The sequence below is a fragment of the Pseudomonas gingeri genome (assembly GCF_013386165.1).
Lineage (GTDB): Bacteria > Pseudomonadota > Gammaproteobacteria > Pseudomonadales > Pseudomonadaceae > Aquipseudomonas > Aquipseudomonas gingeri_C.
In genome coordinates this window covers 238,091-258,860 of record NZ_JACAOS010000022.1, presented here as the reverse complement: position 1 = coordinate 258,860, position 20,770 = coordinate 238,091, and the positions used below count along the sequence as shown (strand labels likewise).

14 protein-coding genes are annotated in these 20,770 nt (G+C 62.6%); 10 read left to right on the top strand and 4 right to left on the bottom strand.

All coding sequences use genetic code 11. The features are described 5' to 3' along the window. Positions 1 to 148: 148 nt before the first annotated feature. On the top strand, positions 149 to 1,417 hold the full coding sequence (locus HX866_RS28840) for an O-acetylhomoserine aminocarboxypropyltransferase/cysteine synthase family protein (protein WP_177140932.1): 1,269 nt from the start codon (positions 149 to 151) through the stop codon (positions 1,415 to 1,417). 209 nt (positions 1,418 to 1,626) lie between these two features. Here HX866_RS28840 and putP read toward each other — a convergent pair whose 3' ends face one another. Further along, the gene (gene putP / locus HX866_RS28835) at positions 1,627 to 3,111 is read right to left on the bottom strand and encodes a sodium/proline symporter PutP (RefSeq protein ID WP_177102905.1); all 1,485 of its coding nucleotides are present in this window, start codon (positions 3,109 to 3,111) and stop codon (positions 1,627 to 1,629) included. 455 nt (positions 3,112 to 3,566) lie between these two features. Between putP and putA the strand changes: the two genes are divergently transcribed. The 5 genes from putA (at position 3,567) to selO (ending at position 16,395) form a co-directional block, all read left to right on the top strand. Continuing rightward, positions 3,567 to 7,520, top strand: coding sequence for a trifunctional transcriptional regulator/proline dehydrogenase/L-glutamate gamma-semialdehyde dehydrogenase (gene putA / locus HX866_RS28830; RefSeq protein WP_177140931.1), 3,954 nt, complete (start codon positions 3,567 to 3,569; stop codon positions 7,518 to 7,520). 278 nt (positions 7,521 to 7,798) lie between these two features. Continuing rightward, complete coding sequence (locus tag HX866_RS28825; RefSeq protein WP_177090626.1) at positions 7,799 to 9,601, top strand: acyl-CoA dehydrogenase; 1,803 nt, start codon at positions 7,799 to 7,801, stop codon at positions 9,599 to 9,601. 102 nt (positions 9,602 to 9,703) lie between these two features. Beyond that, complete coding sequence (locus HX866_RS28820; protein ID WP_177090628.1) at positions 9,704 to 11,446, top strand: potassium/proton antiporter; 1,743 nt, start codon at positions 9,704 to 9,706, stop codon at positions 11,444 to 11,446. Positions 11,447 to 11,482: 36 nt separating this feature from the next. Further along, entirely contained in the window at positions 11,483 to 14,833 is a 3,351-nt protein-coding gene (mscK, locus tag HX866_RS28815; protein ID WP_177090630.1) for a mechanosensitive channel MscK, read from the top strand. A gap of 98 nt (positions 14,834 to 14,931) precedes the next feature. Next, complete coding sequence (selO, locus tag HX866_RS28810; RefSeq protein ID WP_177090632.1) at positions 14,932 to 16,395, top strand: protein adenylyltransferase SelO; 1,464 nt, start codon at positions 14,932 to 14,934, stop codon at positions 16,393 to 16,395. A gap of 92 nt (positions 16,396 to 16,487) precedes the next feature. Here the strand turns inward: selO and HX866_RS28805 are convergent, their stop codons facing one another. Together HX866_RS28805 and HX866_RS28800 are read right to left on the bottom strand one after the other, a co-directional pair. Then, complete coding sequence (locus HX866_RS28805) at positions 16,488 to 16,889, bottom strand: helix-turn-helix domain-containing protein (RefSeq protein WP_177090634.1); 402 nt, start codon at positions 16,887 to 16,889, stop codon at positions 16,488 to 16,490. Further along, a complete protein-coding gene (locus HX866_RS28800) occupies positions 16,889 to 17,182 on the bottom strand; it encodes a type II toxin-antitoxin system HigB family toxin (protein WP_177090636.1) in 294 nt (97 codons plus the stop codon). The genes HX866_RS28805 and HX866_RS28800 overlap by 1 nt, the downstream gene beginning before the upstream one ends. Positions 17,183 to 17,405: 223 nt before the next feature. Between HX866_RS28800 and trxC the strand changes: the two genes are divergently transcribed. After that, positions 17,406 to 17,840, top strand: coding sequence for a thioredoxin TrxC (gene trxC, locus HX866_RS28795; RefSeq protein WP_177090638.1), 435 nt, complete (start codon positions 17,406 to 17,408; stop codon positions 17,838 to 17,840). Positions 17,841 to 17,873: 33 nt separating this feature from the next. Here trxC and HX866_RS28790 read toward each other — a convergent pair whose 3' ends face one another. Then, entirely contained in the window at positions 17,874 to 18,647 is a 774-nt protein-coding gene (locus tag HX866_RS28790; RefSeq protein ID WP_177090640.1) for a ParA family protein, read from the bottom strand. Positions 18,648 to 19,008: 361 nt separating this feature from the next. On the opposite strand from HX866_RS28790, the gene HX866_RS28785 reads away from it, so the two are divergent. The 3 genes from HX866_RS28785 to HX866_RS28775 are packed head-to-tail and all read left to right on the top strand — an operon-like array spanning position 19,009 to position 20,763. Next, positions 19,009 to 19,728, top strand: a complete 720-nt coding sequence (locus tag HX866_RS28785) for a beta-ketoacyl synthase chain length factor (RefSeq protein ID WP_177090642.1) — start codon at positions 19,009 to 19,011, stop codon at positions 19,726 to 19,728. Continuing rightward, positions 19,704 to 20,522: a lysophospholipid acyltransferase family protein gene (locus HX866_RS28780; protein WP_177090644.1), complete on the top strand. Its 819-nt coding sequence runs from the start codon at positions 19,704 to 19,706 to the stop codon at positions 20,520 to 20,522. The genes HX866_RS28785 and HX866_RS28780 overlap by 25 nt, the downstream gene beginning before the upstream one ends. Further along, positions 20,491 to 20,763, top strand: a complete 273-nt coding sequence (locus tag HX866_RS28775; protein ID WP_121136122.1) for a phosphopantetheine-binding protein — start codon at positions 20,491 to 20,493, stop codon at positions 20,761 to 20,763. The genes HX866_RS28780 and HX866_RS28775 overlap by 32 nt, the downstream gene beginning before the upstream one ends. Positions 20,764 to 20,770: the final 7 nt, after the last annotated feature.

Here is a 20,770-nt window from a genome sequence, read left to right as displayed (position 1 = left end):
CGCCAGTATCGGACACTGGCACGCCGGTTTGCGGTCCGACCGTGGGCGCAGAACCCAAGGTCATTGGCGACTCAGACACACGAGACCATTAAGCGACCGCATCTGCCTGGCAGTGCTCATTAATGGAATTTCACTGAGTCGAGACTTTATGAAAGACGCAACGATTGCGCTCCATCACGGTTTCAAGTCGGACCCGACCACCAAGGCCGTGGCCGTGCCCATCTACCAGAACGTCGCCTTCGAATTCGATAACGCCCAGCATGGCGCCGACCTGTTCAACCTGGATGTGCCGGGCAATATCTACACCCGGATCATGAACCCCACCAACGACGTGCTGGAACAGCGCCTCGCCGCCCTCGAAGGCGGGATCGCCGGGCTGGCGGTGTCCGCCGGCAGCGCCGCGATCCACTACGCGATCCAGACCCTGACCCGCGCCGGCGACAATATCGTCTCCACGCCGCAACTCTACGGCGGCACCTACACCCTCTTCGCCCACCTGCTACCCAGTTTCGGTGTCGAGGTGCGTTTTGCCCGCGACGACTCTGCCGAAGCCATCGCCGAACTGATCGACGAGAACACCAAGCTGATCTATTGCGAAAGCATCGGCAATCCGGCGGGCAATATCGTCGATCTCGAGCGCTTCGCCGAGGTGGCTCACGCCCGTGGCGTACCCTTGATGGTCGACAACACCGTGGCCACGCCGATCCTGTGCAAGCCGATCCAGTTCGGCGCCGATATCGTCGTGCACTCGGTGACCAAATACGTCGGCGGCCACGGCAACTCCCTGGGCGGAGTGATCGTCGATGCCGGCACCTTCCCCTGGGCTGACTACCCGGAAAAATTCCCCGGCCTGAATACCCCGGAAGCGGCGTATCACGGCGTGGTCTACACGGAAAAATTCGGGCCGGCGGCCTTTATTGCCCGCGCCCGCACCGTGCCGTTGCGCAATACCGGGGCGGCCCTGGCGCCGATGAACGCCTTCCTGCTGCTGCAAGGCCTGGAAACCCTAGCCCTGCGCATGGAGCGTCATACCGAAAACGCGATCAAGGTGGCACAGTTCCTCAAGGCCAACGAACAAGTGGCCTGGGTCAGTTACGCCGGCCTGCCGGACCACCCGCACCATGAACTGGCGCTCAAGTACATGAAAGGCAAGCCGTCGGCGATCCTCTCGTTCGGTCTCAAGGGCGGCTATGAAGCGGGGGTGCGGTTCTACGATGCGCTGCAGATCTTCAAGCGCCTGGTGAATATCGGCGACGCCAAGTCCCTGGCCTGTCATCCGGCCTCTACTACCCACCGGCAGATGAACGAGGAAGAGCAGGCCAAGGCCGGCGTGAAGCCGGAGATGATTCGGCTGTCGGTCGGTATCGAGGCCATCGAGGACATCCTCGAAGACCTGCAGCAAGCACTGCGCGCCTGAAACAAAACGCGGTCTTGTGGCGAGCGGGCTTGCCCGCGCTGGGCTGCGAAGCGGCCCTAAAACCGGTGATTGCGGTGTATCAGGCAGGCCGCGATCACCGGGTTTACGACTGCTTCGCAGCCGGACGCGGGCAAGCCCGCTCGCCACAAATCTCGGCCAACCTTGAGATGGCTCTTAACTGACGGACATCGGCCTCAGCCCCCTGCCGATCAGTGCTCCTGGCGGAACTGGTTTTCCGCTGCGGCGAAACGCTGCAGCATCAGCGCCGAAGGGCTGCCCATCTTGCTCACCAGGTAGATCGCAACACTGGCGAACAGGAAGCCCGGGATGATTTCGTACAGGCCCAGCAGATTGAAGTGCTTCCAGACGATCACGGTAATCGCCCCCACCAGAATCCCGGCCAACGCGCCATTGCGGGTCATGTCCTTCCAGATCACCGAGATCAACACCACCGGACCGAACGCCGCGCCAAAACCGGCCCAGGCATAACTCACCAGGCCCAGCACGCGGTTTTCCGGGTTGGCCGCCAGGGCAATGGCGATCAGCGCCACCAGCAACACCATGGCCCGACCGACCCAGACCAGTTCGCGCTGGGAGGCCGATTTACGCAGGAAGGTCTTGTAGAAGTCTTCGGTCAGGGCACTGGAACACACCAGCAACTGGCAGCTCAGGGTACTCATCACCGCTGCCAGGATCGCCGACAGCAATACCCCGGCAATCCACGGATTGAACAGGATCTTCGCCAGCTCGATAAACACCCGCTCATGGTTCTCCGCCACAGGACCGGCCACCTCGGGGTGCGCCGAGAAGTAGGCGATGCCGAAGAAGCCCACCGCCACGGTGCCGCCCAGGCAGAGGATCATCCAGGTCATGGAGATGCGACGAGCCTTGGCAATCGACTTCACCGAATCCGCCGCCATGAAGCGCGCCAGGATATGCGGCTGACCGAAGTAACCCAGACCCCAGCCCATCAGCGAAAGGATGCCGACGAAAGTGGTGCCCTTGAGCATGTCGAAGTTGGCCGGGTCCTTGGCTTCAATGGCCAGGAAAGTGGTATCGATGCCACCGGTGGCCAGCAGCACGATGATCGGCGTCAGGATCAGCGCAAAGATCATCAAGGTGGCTTGCACGGTGTCAGTCCAGCTCACGGCCAGGAAACCACCGACAAAGGTGTAGGCAATGGTCGCTGCCGCACCGGCCCACAGGGCGGTTTCGTAGGACATGCCGAAGGTGCTTTCAAACAGACGCGCGCCGGCAACGATGCCCGAGGCGCAGTAGATAGTGAAGAACACCAGGATCACCACCGCCGCAATGATCCGCAGCAGGCCGCTGTGGTCCTCGAAACGACTGGAGAAATAGTCCGGCAGGGTCAACGCATCGCCGTTGTGCTCGGTTTGCACCCGCAGGCGCCCGGCGACGAACAGCCAGTTCAGGTAGGCACCGACGATCAGGCCGATGGCAATCCAGCTTTCCGACAGGCCGGACAGGTAGATCGCGCCGGGCAAGCCCATCAGCAACCAGCCGCTCATGTCGGAAGCCCCGGCCGACAGCGCGGTGACCACGCTGCCGAGACTGCGGCCGCCGAGAATGTAATCGGACAGGTTATTGGTCGAGCGATAAGCCATCAGGCCGATCAGCACCATGGCGGCGATATAGATCACGAAGGTGATCAGGGTGGGGTTGCTTACACTCATTGAAAAATCCCTGGCATTGTTTTTATTGAGCGACGGTCCGACCGAGGCAAAGCATGATGTTTGTCAGACGATTAAACGCGACAGGCATTTATGACCGATATTTCCTCAGGGAAATCGTCCATCACTGCCTACGACATGTAGGAGGTTGCACTGCGGCGGCGAATGCTATTCAACAACCTGAATAAGGTGCAACCCATTTCGCCCGAATAAGTTGCACCTATTGAATTTTGCGTGCTTTCCGACGTTTTCCCGCACCTTTTCAGTGCGGGAAATACGCCAGCCGCCCGAAAAACCCCGGCCGAGAGCCCATAACAGCCTGCGGGAAAATAATTCCTGATCTGTCGCCATTTTTTCCTGAAAAAAATAGGTTGCACCCGGTTGCACCTCAGCCAAGCCAGCGCTACTCTTTCCGCCAGCTGATGCCACGCCATCGTGGTAACCATGAGGATAAGAAAATGGCTACGACCACCCTTGGGGTCAAACTCGACGACCCGACCCGCGAGCGCCTGAAGGCCGCGGCCCACTCGATTGACCGCACCCCCCATTGGCTGATCAAGCAAGCCATTTTCAACTACCTGGAAAAGCTCGAGAGCGGTGCAACCCTGGGTGAAATCAACGGTTCGTCCCGTAGCGACGCCGAAGACAGCGGCGAAACCCCGAGCGACCACGCCCATCAGTGCTTCCTCGAATTTGCCGAAAGCATCCTGCCGCAATCGGTACTGCGCGCCGCCATCACCGCCGCCTACCGTCGACCGGAACCGGAAGTGGTGCCGATGCTGCTGGAGCAGGCGCGCCTGCCCGCAGCAATGGCCGACGCCACCTACAAGCTCGCCTCCTCGATTGCCGAGAAACTGCGCAACCAGAAGAGCGCCGGGGGCCGTGCCGGCATCGTCCAGGGACTGCTGCAGGAGTTTTCCCTGTCGTCCCAGGAAGGCGTGGCGCTGATGTGCCTGGCCGAAGCGTTGCTGCGCATCCCCGACAAAGGCACCCGCGACGCCCTGATCCGCGACAAGATCAGCACCGGCAACTGGCAACCGCACCTGGGCAACAGCCCTTCGCTGTTCGTCAACGCCGCCACCTGGGGCCTGTTGCTGACCGGCAAGCTGGTCGCCACCCATAACGAGACCGGCCTGACTTCGTCCTTGAGCCGCATCATCGGCAAGAGCGGTGAGCCGATGATCCGCAAGGGCGTCGACATGGCCATGCGCCTGATGGGCGAACAGTTCGTCACCGGCGAAACCATCGCCGAAGCCTTGGCCAACGCCAGTCGCTTTGAAGCCAAGGGCTTCCGCTATTCCTACGACATGCTCGGCGAGGCGGCACTGACCGAGCACGACGCGCAGAAATACCTGGCGTCCTACGAGCAGGCCATCCATTCGATCGGCAAGGCCTCACACGGTCGCGGTATCTACGAAGGCCCGGGCATCTCCATCAAGCTCTCGGCCCTGCATCCGCGCTACAGCCGCGCCCAGTACGAACGGGTGATGGACGAGTTGTACCCGCGCCTGCTGGCGCTGACCCTGCTGGCCAAGCAATACGATATCGGCCTGAACATCGACGCCGAGGAAGCCGACCGCCTCGAACTGTCCCTCGACCTGCTCGAACGCCTGTGCTTCGAACCCCAGCTGAGCGGCTGGAACGGCATCGGCTTCGTGATCCAGGCCTACCAGAAGCGCTGCCCGTATGTGATCGACTACGTCATCGACCTGGCCCGCCGCAGCCGTCATCGCCTGATGATCCGCCTGGTCAAGGGCGCGTACTGGGACAGCGAAATCAAGCGCGCCCAGGTCGAAGGCCTGGAGGGCTACCCGGTGTACACCCGCAAGGTCTATACCGACGTGTCCTACATTGCCTGCGCACGCAAGCTGCTGTCGGTACCGGAAGTCATCTACCCGCAGTTCGCCACCCACAACGCCCACACGCTGTCGGCCATCTACCATATCGCCGGGCAGAACTATTACCCGGGCCAGTACGAATTCCAGTGCCTCCACGGCATGGGCGAACCGCTGTATGAACAAGTGGTCGGCAAGGTTTCCGAAGGCAAGCTGAACCGTCCGTGCCGTGTCTACGCCCCGGTCGGCACCCACGAAACCCTGTTGGCCTACCTGGTCCGACGCCTGCTGGAAAACGGTGCCAACACTTCCTTCGTCAACCGTATCGCCGACCAGTCCATCTCGATTCAGGAGCTGGTAGCCGATCCGGTGGCCAGCATCGAGCAGATGGCGACCCTGGAAGGCGGCTTCGGCCTGCCGCACCCGCGTATTCCGCTGCCGCGCGACCTTTACGGCCGCGACCGTGCCAACTCCGCCGGCATCGACATGGCCAACGAACATCGCCTGGCCTCGCTCTCCTGCGCCCTGCTGGCCAGCGCCCACAACGAGTGGAAAGCCGTGCCGCTGCTGGGCTGTGTTGCCAGCACCGAAACCCCGGTGCCGGTGCTCAACCCATCGGACCATCGCGACCTGGTCGGCTATGTCCAGGAGGCCACGGCCGAAGATGCCGACAATGCGATCCAGTGTGCCCTGAACGCCGCGCCGATCTGGCAGGCCACCCCGCCGGGCGAACGCGCGGCGATCCTCGAACGCGCCGCCGACCTGATGGAGGCCGAGATCCAGCCGCTGATGGGCCTGCTGGTCCGCGAAGCCGGCAAGACCTTCGCCAACGCCATCGCCGAAGTGCGTGAAGCCGTGGACTTCCTGCGCTACTACGCAGTGCAGGCGCGCAATGACTTCAGCAATGACGCCCACCGCCCGCTGGGCCCGGTGGTCTGCATCAGCCCATGGAACTTCCCACTGGCGATCTTCAGTGGCCAGGTGGCCGCGGCACTCGCGGCCGGTAACCCGGTACTCGCCAAGCCCGCCGAACAAACGCCACTGATCGCGGCCCAGGCCGTGCGCCTGTTGCTCGAAGCCGGAATCCCCGAAGGCGTGGTGCAACTGCTGCCAGGCCGTGGCGAAACCGTCGGCGCGCGCCTGGTGGGTGACGAGCGGGTCAAGGGCGTGATGTTCACCGGCTCCACCGAAGTCGCTCGCCTGCTGCAACGCAATGTCGCCGGTCGCCTGGACAACCAGGGCCGACCGATTCCACTGATCGCCGAAACCGGCGGGCAGAACGCGATGATCGTCGACTCCTCGGCACTGACCGAGCAGGTGGTGATCGATGTGGTGTCCTCGGCCTTCGACAGCGCCGGCCAACGCTGCTCGGCCCTGCGCGTGCTGTGCCTGCAGGAAGATTCCGCCGACCGCGTCATCGAAATGCTCAAAGGGGCCATGGCTGAATGCCGCCTGGGCAACCCGGAACGCCTGTCGGTGGATATCGGCCCGGTGATCGATGCCGAAGCCAAGGCGGGCATCGAGAAACATATCCAGGCCATGCGCGACAAAGGGCGCACGGTCTATCAGGTGGCCATCGCCGAAGGCGAGGAATGCAAGCGCGGCACCTTCGTGATGCCGACCCTGATCGAACTGGAAAGCCTCGACGAACTGCAACGGGAGATCTTTGGCCCGGTACTGCACGTGGTGCGCTACAAGCGCAAGGACATCGACCAGCTGATCGCGCAGATCAATGCCTCGGGCTATGGCCTGACCCTCGGCGTGCACACCCGCATCGACGAGACCATTGCCAAGGTGATCGACAATGTCCACGCCGGTAACGTCTATGTGAACCGCAATATCGTCGGCGCCGTGGTCGGCGTGCAGCCGTTCGGCGGCGAAGGTTTGTCGGGCACCGGGCCGAAAGCCGGTGGGCCGCTGTATCTGTATCGCCTGCTGTCGACCCGGCCGACGGACGCCATCGAGCAGTCCTTCGCTCGCGGCGACGCCCTGGCGGCACCGGATATGCGCCTGCGCGAAGTGCTGCTCAAGCCACTCAATGCCTTGCAGGCCTGGGCTGACAGCCAGAAGCTGGCGGACCTCGGCGCGTTGTGCGTGACCTTCGCGGCACAGTCGCAAAGCGGCATTACCCGTGCGCTCAACGGCCCGACCGGCGAGCGCAACAGCTACGCCATCCTGCCCCGCGAGCATGTGCTGTGCCTGGCGGATATCGAAGGTGACCTGCTGACACAACTGGCGGCCGTGCTGGCCGTGGGCGGCTCGGCGGTCTGGCCGGAGGGTGAGGTGAGCAAGGTGCTCTACGCCCGTCTGCCGAAGGAAGTGCAAGCGCGCATCCAGCGCGTGGCTGACTGGAGCAAGGACGAGGTGCTGTTCGATGCGGTGCTGCACCACGGTCATTCCGACCAGTTGCGTGGTATCTGCCAGCAGATCGCCCAGCGCAGCGGGGCGATTGTCGGGGTTCACGGCCTGTCCCAGGGCGAAACCGGCATTGCCCTGGAGCGCCTGGTGATTGAGCGGGCGTTGAGCGTCAACACCGCAGCGGCGGGCGGTAACGCCAGCCTGATGACCATCGGTTAAGACCTCCTGGAGAGCCGGGCGCCTGCAATGGGTGCCCGGCTTTAGAGTTTTTATCGCCAGGACGGCCGCCATCGCGAGCAAGCTTGCTCCTACAGGAATCCGGGTTGTACGCATCTTTTGTGCATGGCGAAAACCTGTAGGAGCAAGCTTGCTCGCGATGAGGCCAGCCCGAACAACATTACCCCCACATTCTGCCTCCCCATCACCCACATCAATCTTGCTAGGCAACCCTTATTCAGCCACCTAGACTCGGCCGACTCCCCAACAGGTAGGCCGCCATGTCCGAGATGCTGCTCAGTTCCCGCAATCTGGCTTTCGAGCTGTACGAAGTCCTCGATGCCGAGGGCCTGACCCAGCGCGAGCGATTCGCCGAGCACTCCCGGGAAACCTTCGATGCCGCCATCGGCACCGCCCGTACCATCGCCGAAAAGTTCTTCGCCCCGCACAACCGCAAGAACGACGAAAACGAACCGCGCTACGAAAACGGCGAAGCCATCCTGATTCCGGAAGTGAAACCGGCCGTCGACGCATTCCTGGAAGCCGGCTTTCTCAACGCCGCGCGCAGTTTCGAGGATGGCGGCATGCAGTTGCCGACCCTGCTGTCCCAGGCCTGCTTCGCCCACTTCCAGTCAGCCAACGCCGCCTCGACCTCCTACCCATTCCTGACCATGGGCGCGGCGAACCTGATCGAGAGCTTCGGCAGCGACGAGCAAAAACGCCGCTTCCTGCAACCGATGATCGACGGCCGTTTCTTCGGCACCATGGCCCTGACCGAGCCCCATGCCGGCTCTTCGCTGTCGGATATCCGCACCCGCGCCGAACCGGCCGCCGACGGTACTTACCGGCTCAAGGGCAACAAGATCTTCATTTCCGGTGGCGACCACCCGCTGTCGGAAAACATCGTGCACATGGTCCTGGCCAAGCTGCCGGACGCACCGCCCGGGGTAAAGGGCATCTCGCTGTTTATCGTGCCCAAGTTCCTGGTCAACGACGACGGCAGCCTCGGCCCGCGCAACGATGTGCTGCTGGCCGGGCTGTTCCACAAGATGGGCTGGCGCGGCACCACCTCCACCGCGCTGAATTTCGGCGATAACGGCGCCTGTGTCGGCTATCTGGTAGGCAAGCCGCACCAGGGCCTGAGCTACATGTTCCAGATGATGAACGAAGCGCGGATCGGTGTCGGCATGGGCGCGGTCATGCTCGGTTATGCCGGTTACCTGTATTCCCTGGAATACGCTCGGGAGCGTCCGCAAGGCCGCCTGCCCGACAGCAAGGACCCGACGACCGCGCCGGTTTCGATCGTCCAGCACGCCGACGTCAAGCGCATGCTGCTGACCCAGAAGGCCTACGTCGAAGGTGCCTTCGACCTCGGCCTGTACGCCGCTCGGCTGTTCGATGACACCAGCACCCTGACTTCGGAAGTCGAACGCCGGCAGGCCCATGAACTGCTGGACCTGCTGACCCCCATCGTCAAATCCTGGCCGTCGGAGTTCTGCCTGAAGGCCAACGAACTGGCGATCCAGATTCTCGGCGGCCACGGCTACACCCGTGAATACCCGGTGGAACAGTACTACCGCGACAATCGCCTGAACCCGATCCACGAAGGCACCCACGGCATTCAGTCCCTCGACCTGCTGGGGCGCAAACTCGCGCAGAACGGCGGCGCCGGCTTGAAGCAGTTGATTCGACTGATCGCCGACACGGCGAAACGCGCTGCCGCCTATAGCGCCCTGGACGCCTTGCGTCAGCCGCTGGAGGCGCTGGTGGAGCGCCTGCAAAGCGTGACCATCGGCCTGCTCACCGACCTCGCCCAGGGCAAGGTCAACAGCAGCCTCGCCAACTCGGCGTTGTACCTCAAGGCCTTCGGCCATACGGTCATCGGCTGGCGCTGGCTGGAACAGGCGGTGCGGGCCGAGGAAGGCCTGGCCAAGGGCAATCCGGCGGACCTGCCCTTCTACAAGGGCAAGCTGCAAGCGGCGCGCTACTTCCTTACTTGGGAAGTTCCCGGTTGCCATCATGAACTGGCCATTCTCGAAGCCCGCGACGATACCTGCCTGTCGATGCAGGACGCCTGGTTCTAAAGCTTTTGACAGCGGTACATTTCAACAGGTTAGAATCGCTGGCACGCAGACTGCATGGTCAGTCTGCGCCCAGCCTTTGCAAGCTTTCCTGGAGTACTGCCTTTGAATGCGACGACCATCAACAGCCTGTTCTTGATCGGCGCGTTGCTGGTAGGCGCAAGTATCCTGGTGAGCTCGCTGTCCTCGCGCCTCGGCATCCCGATCCTGGTGATCATCCTCGCCGTGGGCATGACCGCCGGCGTCGACGGCGGCGGCATCATCTTCGACAACTACCCCACCGCCTACCTGGTCGGTAACCTCGCCCTCGCCGTGATCCTGCTCGATGGCGGCCTGCGCACGCGGGTCGCGAGTTTCCGCGTGGCGCTCTGGCCGGCGTTGTCGCTGGCCACCGTCGGCGTGCTGATCACCACCGGCCTGACCGGCATGGCCGCCGCCTGGCTGTTCAACCTGAACATCATCCAGGGCCTGCTGATCGGCGCCATCGTCGGCTCCACGGACGCCGCGGCGGTGTTCTCGCTGCTGGGCGGCAAGGGCCTGAACGAAAGGGTCACCGCCAGCCTGGAAATCGAGTCCGGCAGTAACGACCCGATGGCGGTGTTCCTCACCGTAACCCTGATCGACATGCTCGCCAGCGGCCAGACCGGCCTGCACTGGAGCCTGCTCGGCCACCTGATTCGTGAATTCGGCATCGGCGGCATCATCGGCCTCGGCGGCGGCTGGCTGATGCTGCAAATGGTCAACCGTATCAACCTGGCCAACGGCCTCTACCCGATCCTGGTGATTGCCGGCGGCCTGGTGGTCTTCGCCCTGACCAACGCCCTGCACGGCAGCGGCTTCCTCGCCGTGTACCTGTGCGGCCTGGTGATCGGCAACCGCCCGGTGCGCAGTCGCCACGGCATCCTGCACATGCTCGACGGCATGGCGTGGCTGGCGCAGATCGGCATGTTCCTGGTGCTGGGCCTGCTGGTCACCCCCCATGACCTGCTACCCATTGCGCTACCGGCCCTCGGCCTGGCGCTGTGGATGATTTTGTTCGCCCGGCCACTGTCGGTGCTGGTCGGACTGCTGCCGTTCAAGGCCTTCCATGGCCGGGAAAAAGCCTTTATCTCCTGGGTCGGCCTGCGCGGCGCGGTCCCGATCATCCTCGCGGTGTTCCCGTTGATGGCCGGCCTGCCCCATGCGCAGCTGTACTTCAACCTGGCGTTCTTTATCGTGCTGGTCTCGCTGCTGGTGCAAGGCACCAGCCTGCCCTGGGTGGCCAAGCTGCTGAAAGTGACGGTCCCGCCGGAGCCGGCGCCGATCTCCCGGGCCGCCCTGGAAGTGCATGTCACCAGCGAGTGGGAGCTGTTCGTCTATCGCCTGGGGGCCGAAAAATGGTGCATCGGCGCCGCCCTGCGCGAGCTGAAAATGCCCGAAGGCACCCGGATCGCCGCGCTGTTTCGTGGCCAGCAACTGCTCCATCCGTCGGGTAGTACCACCCTGGAAGTCGATGACCTGCTCTGCGTCATCGGTCACGAACACAACCTGCCGGCCCTCGGCAAGCTGTTCAGCCAGGCACCGCAACGCGGGCTCGATCTGCGCTTCTTCGGCGACTTCGTACTCGAAGGCGACGCCCAGCTGGGCGCGGTCTCGGCGCTCTACGGCCTGAAGCTCGAAGGCGTCGACCCGAACACCCCACTGGGTGCCTTTATTGCCCACAAGGTCGGCGGCGCACCGATCGTCGGCGACCAGGTGGAGTGGAACAACACGCTCTGGACTGTCGCGGTCATGGACGGGAACAAGATTGGCAAAGTCGGCGTCAGATTCCCCGAAGGAAGTCGCCCGGGTCCGGGTCTCTTCCTCTAAACTGCCCACTTTCTTCACGCTGCTTGACCGGTATCTATGTCCTCCTTGCGCACTTTTCTTGCCATGGCCCTGCTGGGCCTGAGTCTTTCCGTCGGCACGCTGCAGGCTGCCGAGCCCCCCTCCGCCGAATCGGTCCAGCAGAGCCTCGACAAAATTGCCGACCGCAAGCTGGCTGACGCCGACCAGAAAGCCCTGCAAGCGGTGTTGCAGCAAACCCTGCTGTTCCTGTCGAGCACCGACGACTACGACAAGCGTCTTGCCGCGACCAAGCAGCAAGTCGCCGATGCGCCGCGCCAAACCGTCGAAAACCAGCGTGAACTGGCCCGCCTGAAAGTCACCAAAGTGATCCCGGTGGCCCAGCGCTATGCCAGCCAGTCGGTCCCGCAACTGGAACAATTGCTGACCGAGCGCACCACCCAACAGGGCGATCTGCAAAAAGCCCTGGCCGATGCTAACAGTCTGATCATCACGGCCCAGACCCGCCCCGAACGTGCGCAGTCGGAAATCAGCACCAGCCAGACCCGCATCCAGCAGATCAACAGTGCCCTCAAGCTGGGCAAGGACAGCGGCAAGTCCCTCAGCGCCGACCAGCGCAACCAGCTGAATGCCGAACTGGCTTCGCTCAACTCGCTGATCCTGTTGCGCCGCCAGGAGCTGGCCGGCAACAGCCAACTGCAGGACCTGGGCAACAGCCAGCATGACTTGCTGATGGAGAAAACCGCGCGCCTGGAACAGGAAATCCAGGACATGCAGTCGCTGATCAACCAGAAACGTCTGGCTCAGTCCCAGCAGACCGTCACCCAGCAATCCATCGAAGCACAGAAGGCCGGCGACAGCAGTGTGCTGGCCACCGAAAGCGCCACCAACCTGAAGCTCTCCGACTACCTGCTCAAAAGCACCGACCGCCTCAACGAGCTGACCCAGCAGAACCTGCAGACCAAGCAGCAGCTCGACAGCGTGACCCAGAGCGACCAGGCCCTGGACGAGCAGATCAGCGTGCTCAAGGGCAGCTTGTTGCTGTCGAAGATTCTCTACAAGCAGAAACAGGCCCTGCCGCGCCTGCAAGTGGACAAGAACCTGGCGGATGAAATCGCCGATATCCGCCTCTACCAGTTCGAGGTCAACCAGCAGCGGGAACTGATCAGCAGCCCGGCCACCTACGTCGACAACCTGCTGGCGACCCAGCCACCGGAACAGGTCAACGCGCAGTTGCGCAGGACCCTGCTGGACCTGGCCGTGACCCGCAGCGACCTGCTGGAGCGCCTGAACCGCGAACTGAGCGCCCTGCTCAATGAATCCATCACCCTGCAACTGAACCAGAAGCAGCTGCTCAGCACCGCCCAGAGCCTGCGCGCGACCCTGGATGAGCAGATGTTCTGGATTCCGAGCAACAAGCCCCTGGACCTGGACTGGATCGAAAGCGTACCGACACGCCTGCAAAAGCAAGTCACCACCCTGCCCTGGGCCTCCAGTTTCAGTGAGCTGACCGACGGCCTGGGCCAGCATCCGCTGTTGTTCCTGCCGCTGGTGCTGCTGATCGGCGCCCTGCTGTGGCGCCGCAAGTCCCTGTATGCGCGCCTGAGCAAGGTGCACAAGGACATCGGCCACTTCAAGCGCGACAGCCAGTGGCACACGCCGCTGGCCATCCTGGTCAACATTGCCCTGGCGATGCCCATTACCCTGGCATTGGCGTTGTGCGGCTACGCCCTGCAGATCGACGCCCGCGGCCAGAACGCCAGCCTGGGCGCCGCGCTGCTGCAGATATCCCTCGCCTGGCTGGTGTTCTACACCGCCTACCGGATTCTCGCCCCGGGCGGCGTGGCCGAGCTGCATTTCCGCTGGGAAAAACCCCAGGTCGAATTTCTCCAGGGCTGGGTCCGCAAGCTGGGCTTCGTGGTCCTGGCGCTGGTGGCCATTGTCTCGGTGGCCGAGCTGCAACCGGCCTCACTGGCCGGTGACGTACTCGGCATCGCCGTGGTCCTGACCTGCTACGGCCTGATGGCCTGGCTGCTCAGTCGCCTGCTGCTGGGCACTCCGAATCACGGCAGTGCCTCGCTATTTCGCAAACTGATCGGCGTGATCTTCACGGCGATGCCCATCGCGCTGTTTATCGCGGTGTGTTTCGGCTACTACTACACCGCCCTGAAACTCAGCGACCGGCTGATCGAGACCCTCTACCTGCTGATGTTGTGGCTGGTGATCGAAGCGACCTTCGCTCGCGGCCTCGGGGTTGCGGCCCGACGCCTGGCCTACCAGCGCGCCCTGAGCAAACGCCAGGCGGCCAAGGACGCCGGCGACGGCGAGTTGCTGATCGAAGAACCGACCCTGGACATCGAACAGGTCAACGAACAATCCATGCGCCTGATCCGCCTGGCCCTGCTCGGCGGCTTCGTCGCGGCGCTGTATTGGGTCTGGTCGGACCTGATCAGCGTGTTCTCCTACCTGGACAACATCACCCTCTACGAATACACCAGCGGCACCGGCGCGACCATGAGCATGGTGCCAATCAGCATCGGCAACGTCATCGGTGCACTGGCGATCATCGGCATCACCTTCGCCCTGGCGCGCAACCTGCCGGGCCTGCTGGAAGTGCTGGTGCTGTCCAAGCTCGACCTGGCCCAGGGCAGCGCCTACGCCACCACCACCTTGCTCTCCTACGTGATCGCCGGCATCGGCTTCGTCTCCACCCTCTCGACCCTCGGCGTGAGCTGGGACAAGTTGCAATGGCTGGTGGCGGCGCTGTCGGTGGGCCTGGGTTTCGGCATGCAGGAAATCTTCGCCAACTTCATCTCCGGCATCATGATCCTGTTCGAGCGTCCGGTGCGGATCGGCGACACCATCACCATCGGCACCCTGTCGGGCACGGTGAGCAAGATCCGCATCCGCGCCACCACCATCACCGACTTCGACCGCAAGGACATCATTGTCCCGAACAAGACCTTTATCACCGGGCAACTGATCAACTGGTCGCTGACCGACACCGTCACCCGCGTTACCCTCAAGCTCGGCGTCGACTACGGTTCGGACCTGGACCGGGTCAAGGAGCTGCTGCTCAAGGCCGCCCGGGACAACCCACGGGTGCTGAAAGAGCCCGAGCCCCACGTGTACTTCCTGAACTTCGGCGAAAGTACCCTGGACCACGAACTGCGCATGCACGTGCGTGACCTGGGCGACCGCAATCCGGTGGTCGACGAGGTCAACCGCTTCATCAACCGCGAGTTCAAGAAAGAGCACATCAACATCTCGTTCCGGCAGATGGAGGTCTATCTCAAGAACCTCCATGGCCAGGAATACAAGCTGGTGCCGGTGGAAGGCGAAACCCCTGCCGCCGCACCGCCGGCAGTGGCCAAACCCAGCCAATTGCCGCCGCCGGACAAACTCGACTGAGGCGCTACAAAGCTGGCGATCATGCCGTTTGCCTGTCGCCACTGGTGTCTGCCGGCTAATCGCAGCAGAATGCTCGGACATTCTGCTGGAGCCGGCCGTTGAAAGCCCTCGACGAACTGACCTTCGATAACCGCTTCGCCCGCCTGGGCAACGCGTTTTCCACCCATATCCTGCCCGAGCCCCTCGACAACCCGCGCCTGGTGGCGGTGAGTCCGGCGGCCATGGCCCTGCTCGACCTGGACCCGGCCATTGCCGAGGAACCGGTATTCGCCGAGCTGTTCGGCGGGCACAAACTCTGGGCCGAAGCCGAGCCACGGGCGATGGTCTATTCGGGGCATCAGTTCGGCTCCTATAACCCGCGTCTGGGTGATGGTCGCGGCTTATTGCTGGGTGAGGTCTACAACAACGCGGGCGAGCATTGGGACCTGCACCTCAAGGGCGCCGGACAAACGCCGTATTCGCGCATGGGCGACGGCCGCGCGGTGTTGCGCTCCTCGATCCGTGAGTTCCTCGCCTCCGAAGCCCTGCATGCCCTGGGCATTCCCAGCAGCCGGGCGCTGTGCGTGATCGGTTCCGACACGCCGGTCTGGCGTGAGAAACAGGAACGTGGCGCCATGGTCCTGCGCATGGCCCCCAGCCATGTGCGCTTCGGTCATTTCGAATACTTCTACTACACCAAACAACCCGAGCAGCAGAAGCAGCTCGGCGAGCATGTGCTGGCCCTGCATTTCCCCGAATGCCTGGAGCAGCCGGAGCCTTACCTGGCGATGTTCCGCGAGATCGTCGAGCGCAATGCCGAACTCATCGCCAAATGGCAGGCCTATGGTTTCTGCCACGGCGTGATGAACACCGACAACATGTCGATCCTGGGCATCACCTTCGACTTCGGTCCGTTCGCCTTTCTCGACGATTTCGATGCGAACTTCATCTGCAACCACTCCGACGACCAGGGCCGCTACTCGTTCAGCAACCAGGTGCCCATCGGCCAGTGGAACCTCAGCGCGCTGGCCCAGGCGCTGACGCCGTTCATCAGTGTCGAGGCGCTGCGTGAAACCCTGGGCCTGTTCCTGCCGCTGTACCAGGCCCATTACACCGACCTGATGCGCCGCCGCCTCGGCCTCACCAGCGCTGAAGACGACGACCTGAAGCTGGTGGAAAACCTGCTGCAACTGATGCAGGCCGGCGGCGTCGACTACAGCCTGTTCTTCCGGCGCCTGGGGGATGAGCCGGCGGCCCTGTCCACAGCGCGATTGCGCGATGACTTTATCGACATCAAGGGCTTCGATGCCTGGGCCGAACGCTACAAGGCCCGGGTCGCCCGCGAAGCGGACCAGGACGAAAGCCGGCGCAAGGCACGGATGCAGGCGGTCAATCCGTTGTACATCCTGCGCAACTACCTCGCACAGAAGGCCATCGATGCGGCGGAAGGTGGTGACTACGAGGAAGTGCGGCGCCTCCACGCGGTACTGAGCAAACCGTTCGAAGAGCAACCGGGTATGCAAGGCTATGCCGAGCGGCCACCGGAGTGGGGCAAGCATCTGGAGATCAGTTGTTCGTCGTAACCACCGCGTACCACTGTCCAAATGGAAGCCGGCCCCAAAAATGGGGCCATTGTCGATGACTTATCAGAATCGACGTCTCTCGCTCAGACCTTTCAGATAAACGTCTCCGCTGACACGCCAAAACGCTTGGCCAGCCAACGAATCTGCCGCAGATTGAGTTCGCGCTTGCCACTGAGGATTTCCGAAACCACCGACTGAGCCCCGACGCCCGGCAAGTCACTCTGGGTCAGGCTGTGCTCCTGCATGATCGAGCGCAGCACACTCACGCCGCTGGCCTTTGGCATAGGGTGATGCAGGTGATCATATTCCTCGATGTAGTCGCTGATGATATTCACCAGGCTCATGAGCGGATTCGACTCGTCTTCACCGATCGTTTCCAGCAACGCGTCGAGAGCCCCCACCAAGGCGTCGTAGTCGGCCTCGTTTTTTGGCTTGCGTAGCAACGGTTCCACAAAGGGCCAATGCTCGCAAGCCTGTTTGACGACAGCATTCATCAACACCTCTCCTTCCATTTACCTTTGTCATATTCACAGTGATCCAGCACATGTTTGATGTACAACTGCTGGGCGCCGTAGTGCACCCCAGCAATCAGGCGCAGCTTGTTCCCGCCGATATCAAACACATGCAAGCTCCCCACCTTGTCGGTCGCCGGGAACATCGCCTTGAGGGCCGCAAAGTTTCCGGGACTGCTTCCCTTGACCCTTCGACACCAAGCATCCAGCGCACTGGCCGTGTCGGGCCATTTTTCCTTGGCTTCACGGATCCGTTTTTCGGTAATCACGCGCATGCAACATCCTTATCGCATCTTGCTATGGAGACTAGCCGCCGAGTCCAATTATCGCAATCCGCTATGGACAGAAATAGACCGGCGGCGTGTCCCTTCAGGCTAGATTCTCAAGGCGACCTTCATCGTCTGAAAATGTGAGGGCATGCGACAAGGCTCCGAAACCTTGATAAAGCCTGCTTGCGACTCCAGATAGAGCCCATTGGCCACTTCTCTGGAGCCCCCCATGTCCGAACCCCTGCTGATCCCCTGCCCCCACTGCAACGGCCTCAACCGCATCCCCGCCGACCGCCTCGGTGACCAGCCGAAATGCGGGCGCTGCAAGGCCGAGGTCCTGCTGGATAAACCGTTCGAATTGAAACAGGGCGACTACGCCAGCCAGATCAAGGGCGACCTGCCGTTGCTGGTGGACGTGTGGGCGGACTGGTGCGGGCCGTGCAAATCCTTTGCGCCAGTATTCGAACAGGCGGCGACCCAATTGGCCGGCAAGTGCCGCCTGGCCAAGCTCGACAGCGAGGCCAACCAGCAGCTCTCCGCACAGTTGGGGATTCGCTCGATTCCCAGCCTGATCCTGTTCAGAAATGGCCAGGAAGTGGCACGCCAGAGCGGCGCGTTCCCCCTGCCGCAGTTGATGGCCTGGCTGCGCAGCCAGGGCATCTGAGCCCCGCGCCCGCCAGGCGCCAGCGAAAAGGCGTTAAGCGTTGTTTTCCAGCAGGGCGTGCAATTCGACGAACTGCTGGGTCAGCTTGTGCCGCGGGTCGAAGTGGATCAGCGGGCGGTTCGCTTCATGGGACTCGCGCATCTTCACCGAACTGGTGAGGTACACCGGCAACACCGGCAAGCCCTCGGCGATCAGGCTGTCGAGCATTTGCTGCGGCAAACTGGCCCGGGCCTGGAACTGGTTGACCACGATCCCTTCCACTTGCAGATCTTCGTTGTGATCTTCCTTCAGCTCTTCGATCTCGGCCAACAGACCATACAGCGCCTGACGGGAAAAGCTGTCGCAGTCGAAGGGAATCAATACGCGGTCGGCGGCAATCAACGCCGAAACCGCATAAAAATTCAGTGCCGGCGGCGTATCCAGATAGATGCGGTCGTAATCTTCCGACAACTCATCCAGCAGTTTGCGCAGCTTGTTGATCTTGTGTTTCGCCTCAAGCTTGGGCTGCAGATCCGCCAGCTCGGCCGTGGCGGTGATCACGTGCAGGTTGTCGAAAGGCGTCTCGTAGATGTCCACCTGGTTTTTCTTCGAGAACGGCCCGGACGAGAGGATCTGCTTGAAAAAGTCGGCGATGCCCATGGGAATGTCCTCGCCGGTGAGCCCGGTGAGGTATTGCGTGGAGTTGGCCTGGGCATCGAGGTCCACCAACAGGGTCCGATAGCCCTCGCTCGCGCTCACCGCCGCCAAATTGCAGGCAATGCTCGACTTGCCGACCCCACCCTTCTGATTGAACACCACACGCCGCATGACAAGACCTCCGTGTATCAATGGATCACCGAGTGTAGAGGGCTTGACCGCTACCGCGCCACCTTGGCGGGACGAGGACTACCTCTCAGACCACAATAACTTCACTCAACCGAGGTAATTTCCCTTTGATCCGGGAAATCTCTGACATACGTATCGAAAAAAATACGAATAATAGCCAGTTGCTAGCTATTCCTTCACGTTTTGCACATTTAATCGTGCAAAATGTAACCAATAATTTGCTACAGGCCTTGTGCACCGGGATAATGCGCGCCACTCGGCCATCGCGCCACGCCAGGGTTGGTAGGGGTTCAGGGATCAACCACAGCGTTCAAGGAAGCCCGCAGGGGCGGGAAGACATTCAGTGATCAACTTCAACATCGCCCAATGGCGCGCCTGGGCCCCGGGCCTGGAAAGTGCGGACGACTGGCAGGCCTGGAGCCGCCAGCCCTGCGTGCCCACGCCCAGCGATGCGGCACCGGATGTGTCCTTTCTGCCGGCCATGCAGCGCCGCCGCCTCAGCCGCCTGGCGCGCATGGCCTTCAGCGTCGGCTGGCCGCTGGCCGAGGGTCACGTACAACTGCCCCTGGTGTTCATCTCCCGACACGGCGAAACCCCACGCACCTTCGACATCCTCAGCGACCTGGCCGCCGACCAGCCACTGTCGCCGACCCAGTTCAGCCTCTCGGTGCACAACGCGGTGATTGGCCTGTGGTCGATCCTGCGCGGCTCGACCTGCGAAATGACCGCCCTGGCGGCCAACGGCGACGGCCTCGAACACGGCATGCTCGAAGCCGCCGCGCTGCTCGCTGAAGGCGCCCCCGCGGTCTTGCTGGTGATCACCGAAGAACAACCACCCGAGGCCTACCGCCACTGGATCGACGACGTGCCGTTCCCCTACGCCCTCGGCCTGCTGCTGACTCCGGGCGACGAGTGGCAGCTGTCCCTCGAAAGCACCACGGACGAACAGCCCCCGAGCGAGTGGCCCCATGCCCTCGATCTGTTGCGTACCCTGTTGGGCCAACACACCACCTGCCAACACCAATGGAAGTCCCGGGTATGGAACTGGCAACGCCGACCATGACCAAGCCCAGCGACGCCTATTACTGGCGCCTGCTGGCCACCGCCGTGAGCTTTGCCCTGTTCGGGTTGGGCGGCCTGTGCCTGCGCCTGGTGGTCTTCCCCCTGCTCGGCTGCCTGCCGGGCAATGCCGAACGCCAGCGCCTGCGCGCACGACAGACGGTCAGCCGACTATTCTGGCTGTTCATCCGCTTCATGGCCCGCACCGGCGTGCTGACCTATGAAGTCCAAGGCGCGGAAAAGCTCGGGCGCCCCGGCCAGATGATCATCGCCAACCACCCGTCGCTGATCGACGTGGTGTTCCTGATCGGCCTGGTGCGCCATGCCAACTGCGTGGTCAAGCAGAGCCTCTGGCAAAACCCCTTCACTCGCGGGCCGGTGCGCTCCACTGAATACATCAGCAACGACGGCAGCCTGGAGATGCTCGACACCGCCGCCGACGCCCTGCGAGAAGGCCAGACCCTGATCGTGTTCCCCGAAGGCACCCGCACCACACCGGGCGCGGCCCCGACCTTTCATCGCGGCGCCGCCGCGATTGCCCTGCGCGGTGCGAATATCATCACCCCGGTCGTGATCAAGGTCAGCCCCAGCACCCTGACCAAGGCCGAACCCTGGTATCGCATCCCACAACGCCGGGTGCACTTCAGTTTTCGTGTCGGCGCCGATATAGATCCACACAGCTTTGCCGCACAGGGCCCCGCGCCCCAGGCCTCACGCAAACTCAACGATTATCTGCACCATTACTTTATTAAGGAGCTCGCCTCAGATGAGCGATCCAACCCCCGCCCTGCACCTTGAGATCAAGGAACTGATTATCGAGGCCCTCGGCCTGGAAGACATCAGCGCGCAAGACATCGGCAACGAGCAAACCCTGTTCGGCGAAGGCCTGGGCCTGGATTCGGTGGACGCCCTCGAACTCGGCCTGGCGATCCAGAAGCGCTACGGCATCAAGATCGATGCGGACGCCAAGGACACCCGCAACCATTTCTCCAACGTGGCCAGCCTTGCGGCTTTCGTCACGGCAAAACAGGCAGCGTGAGGCCGTA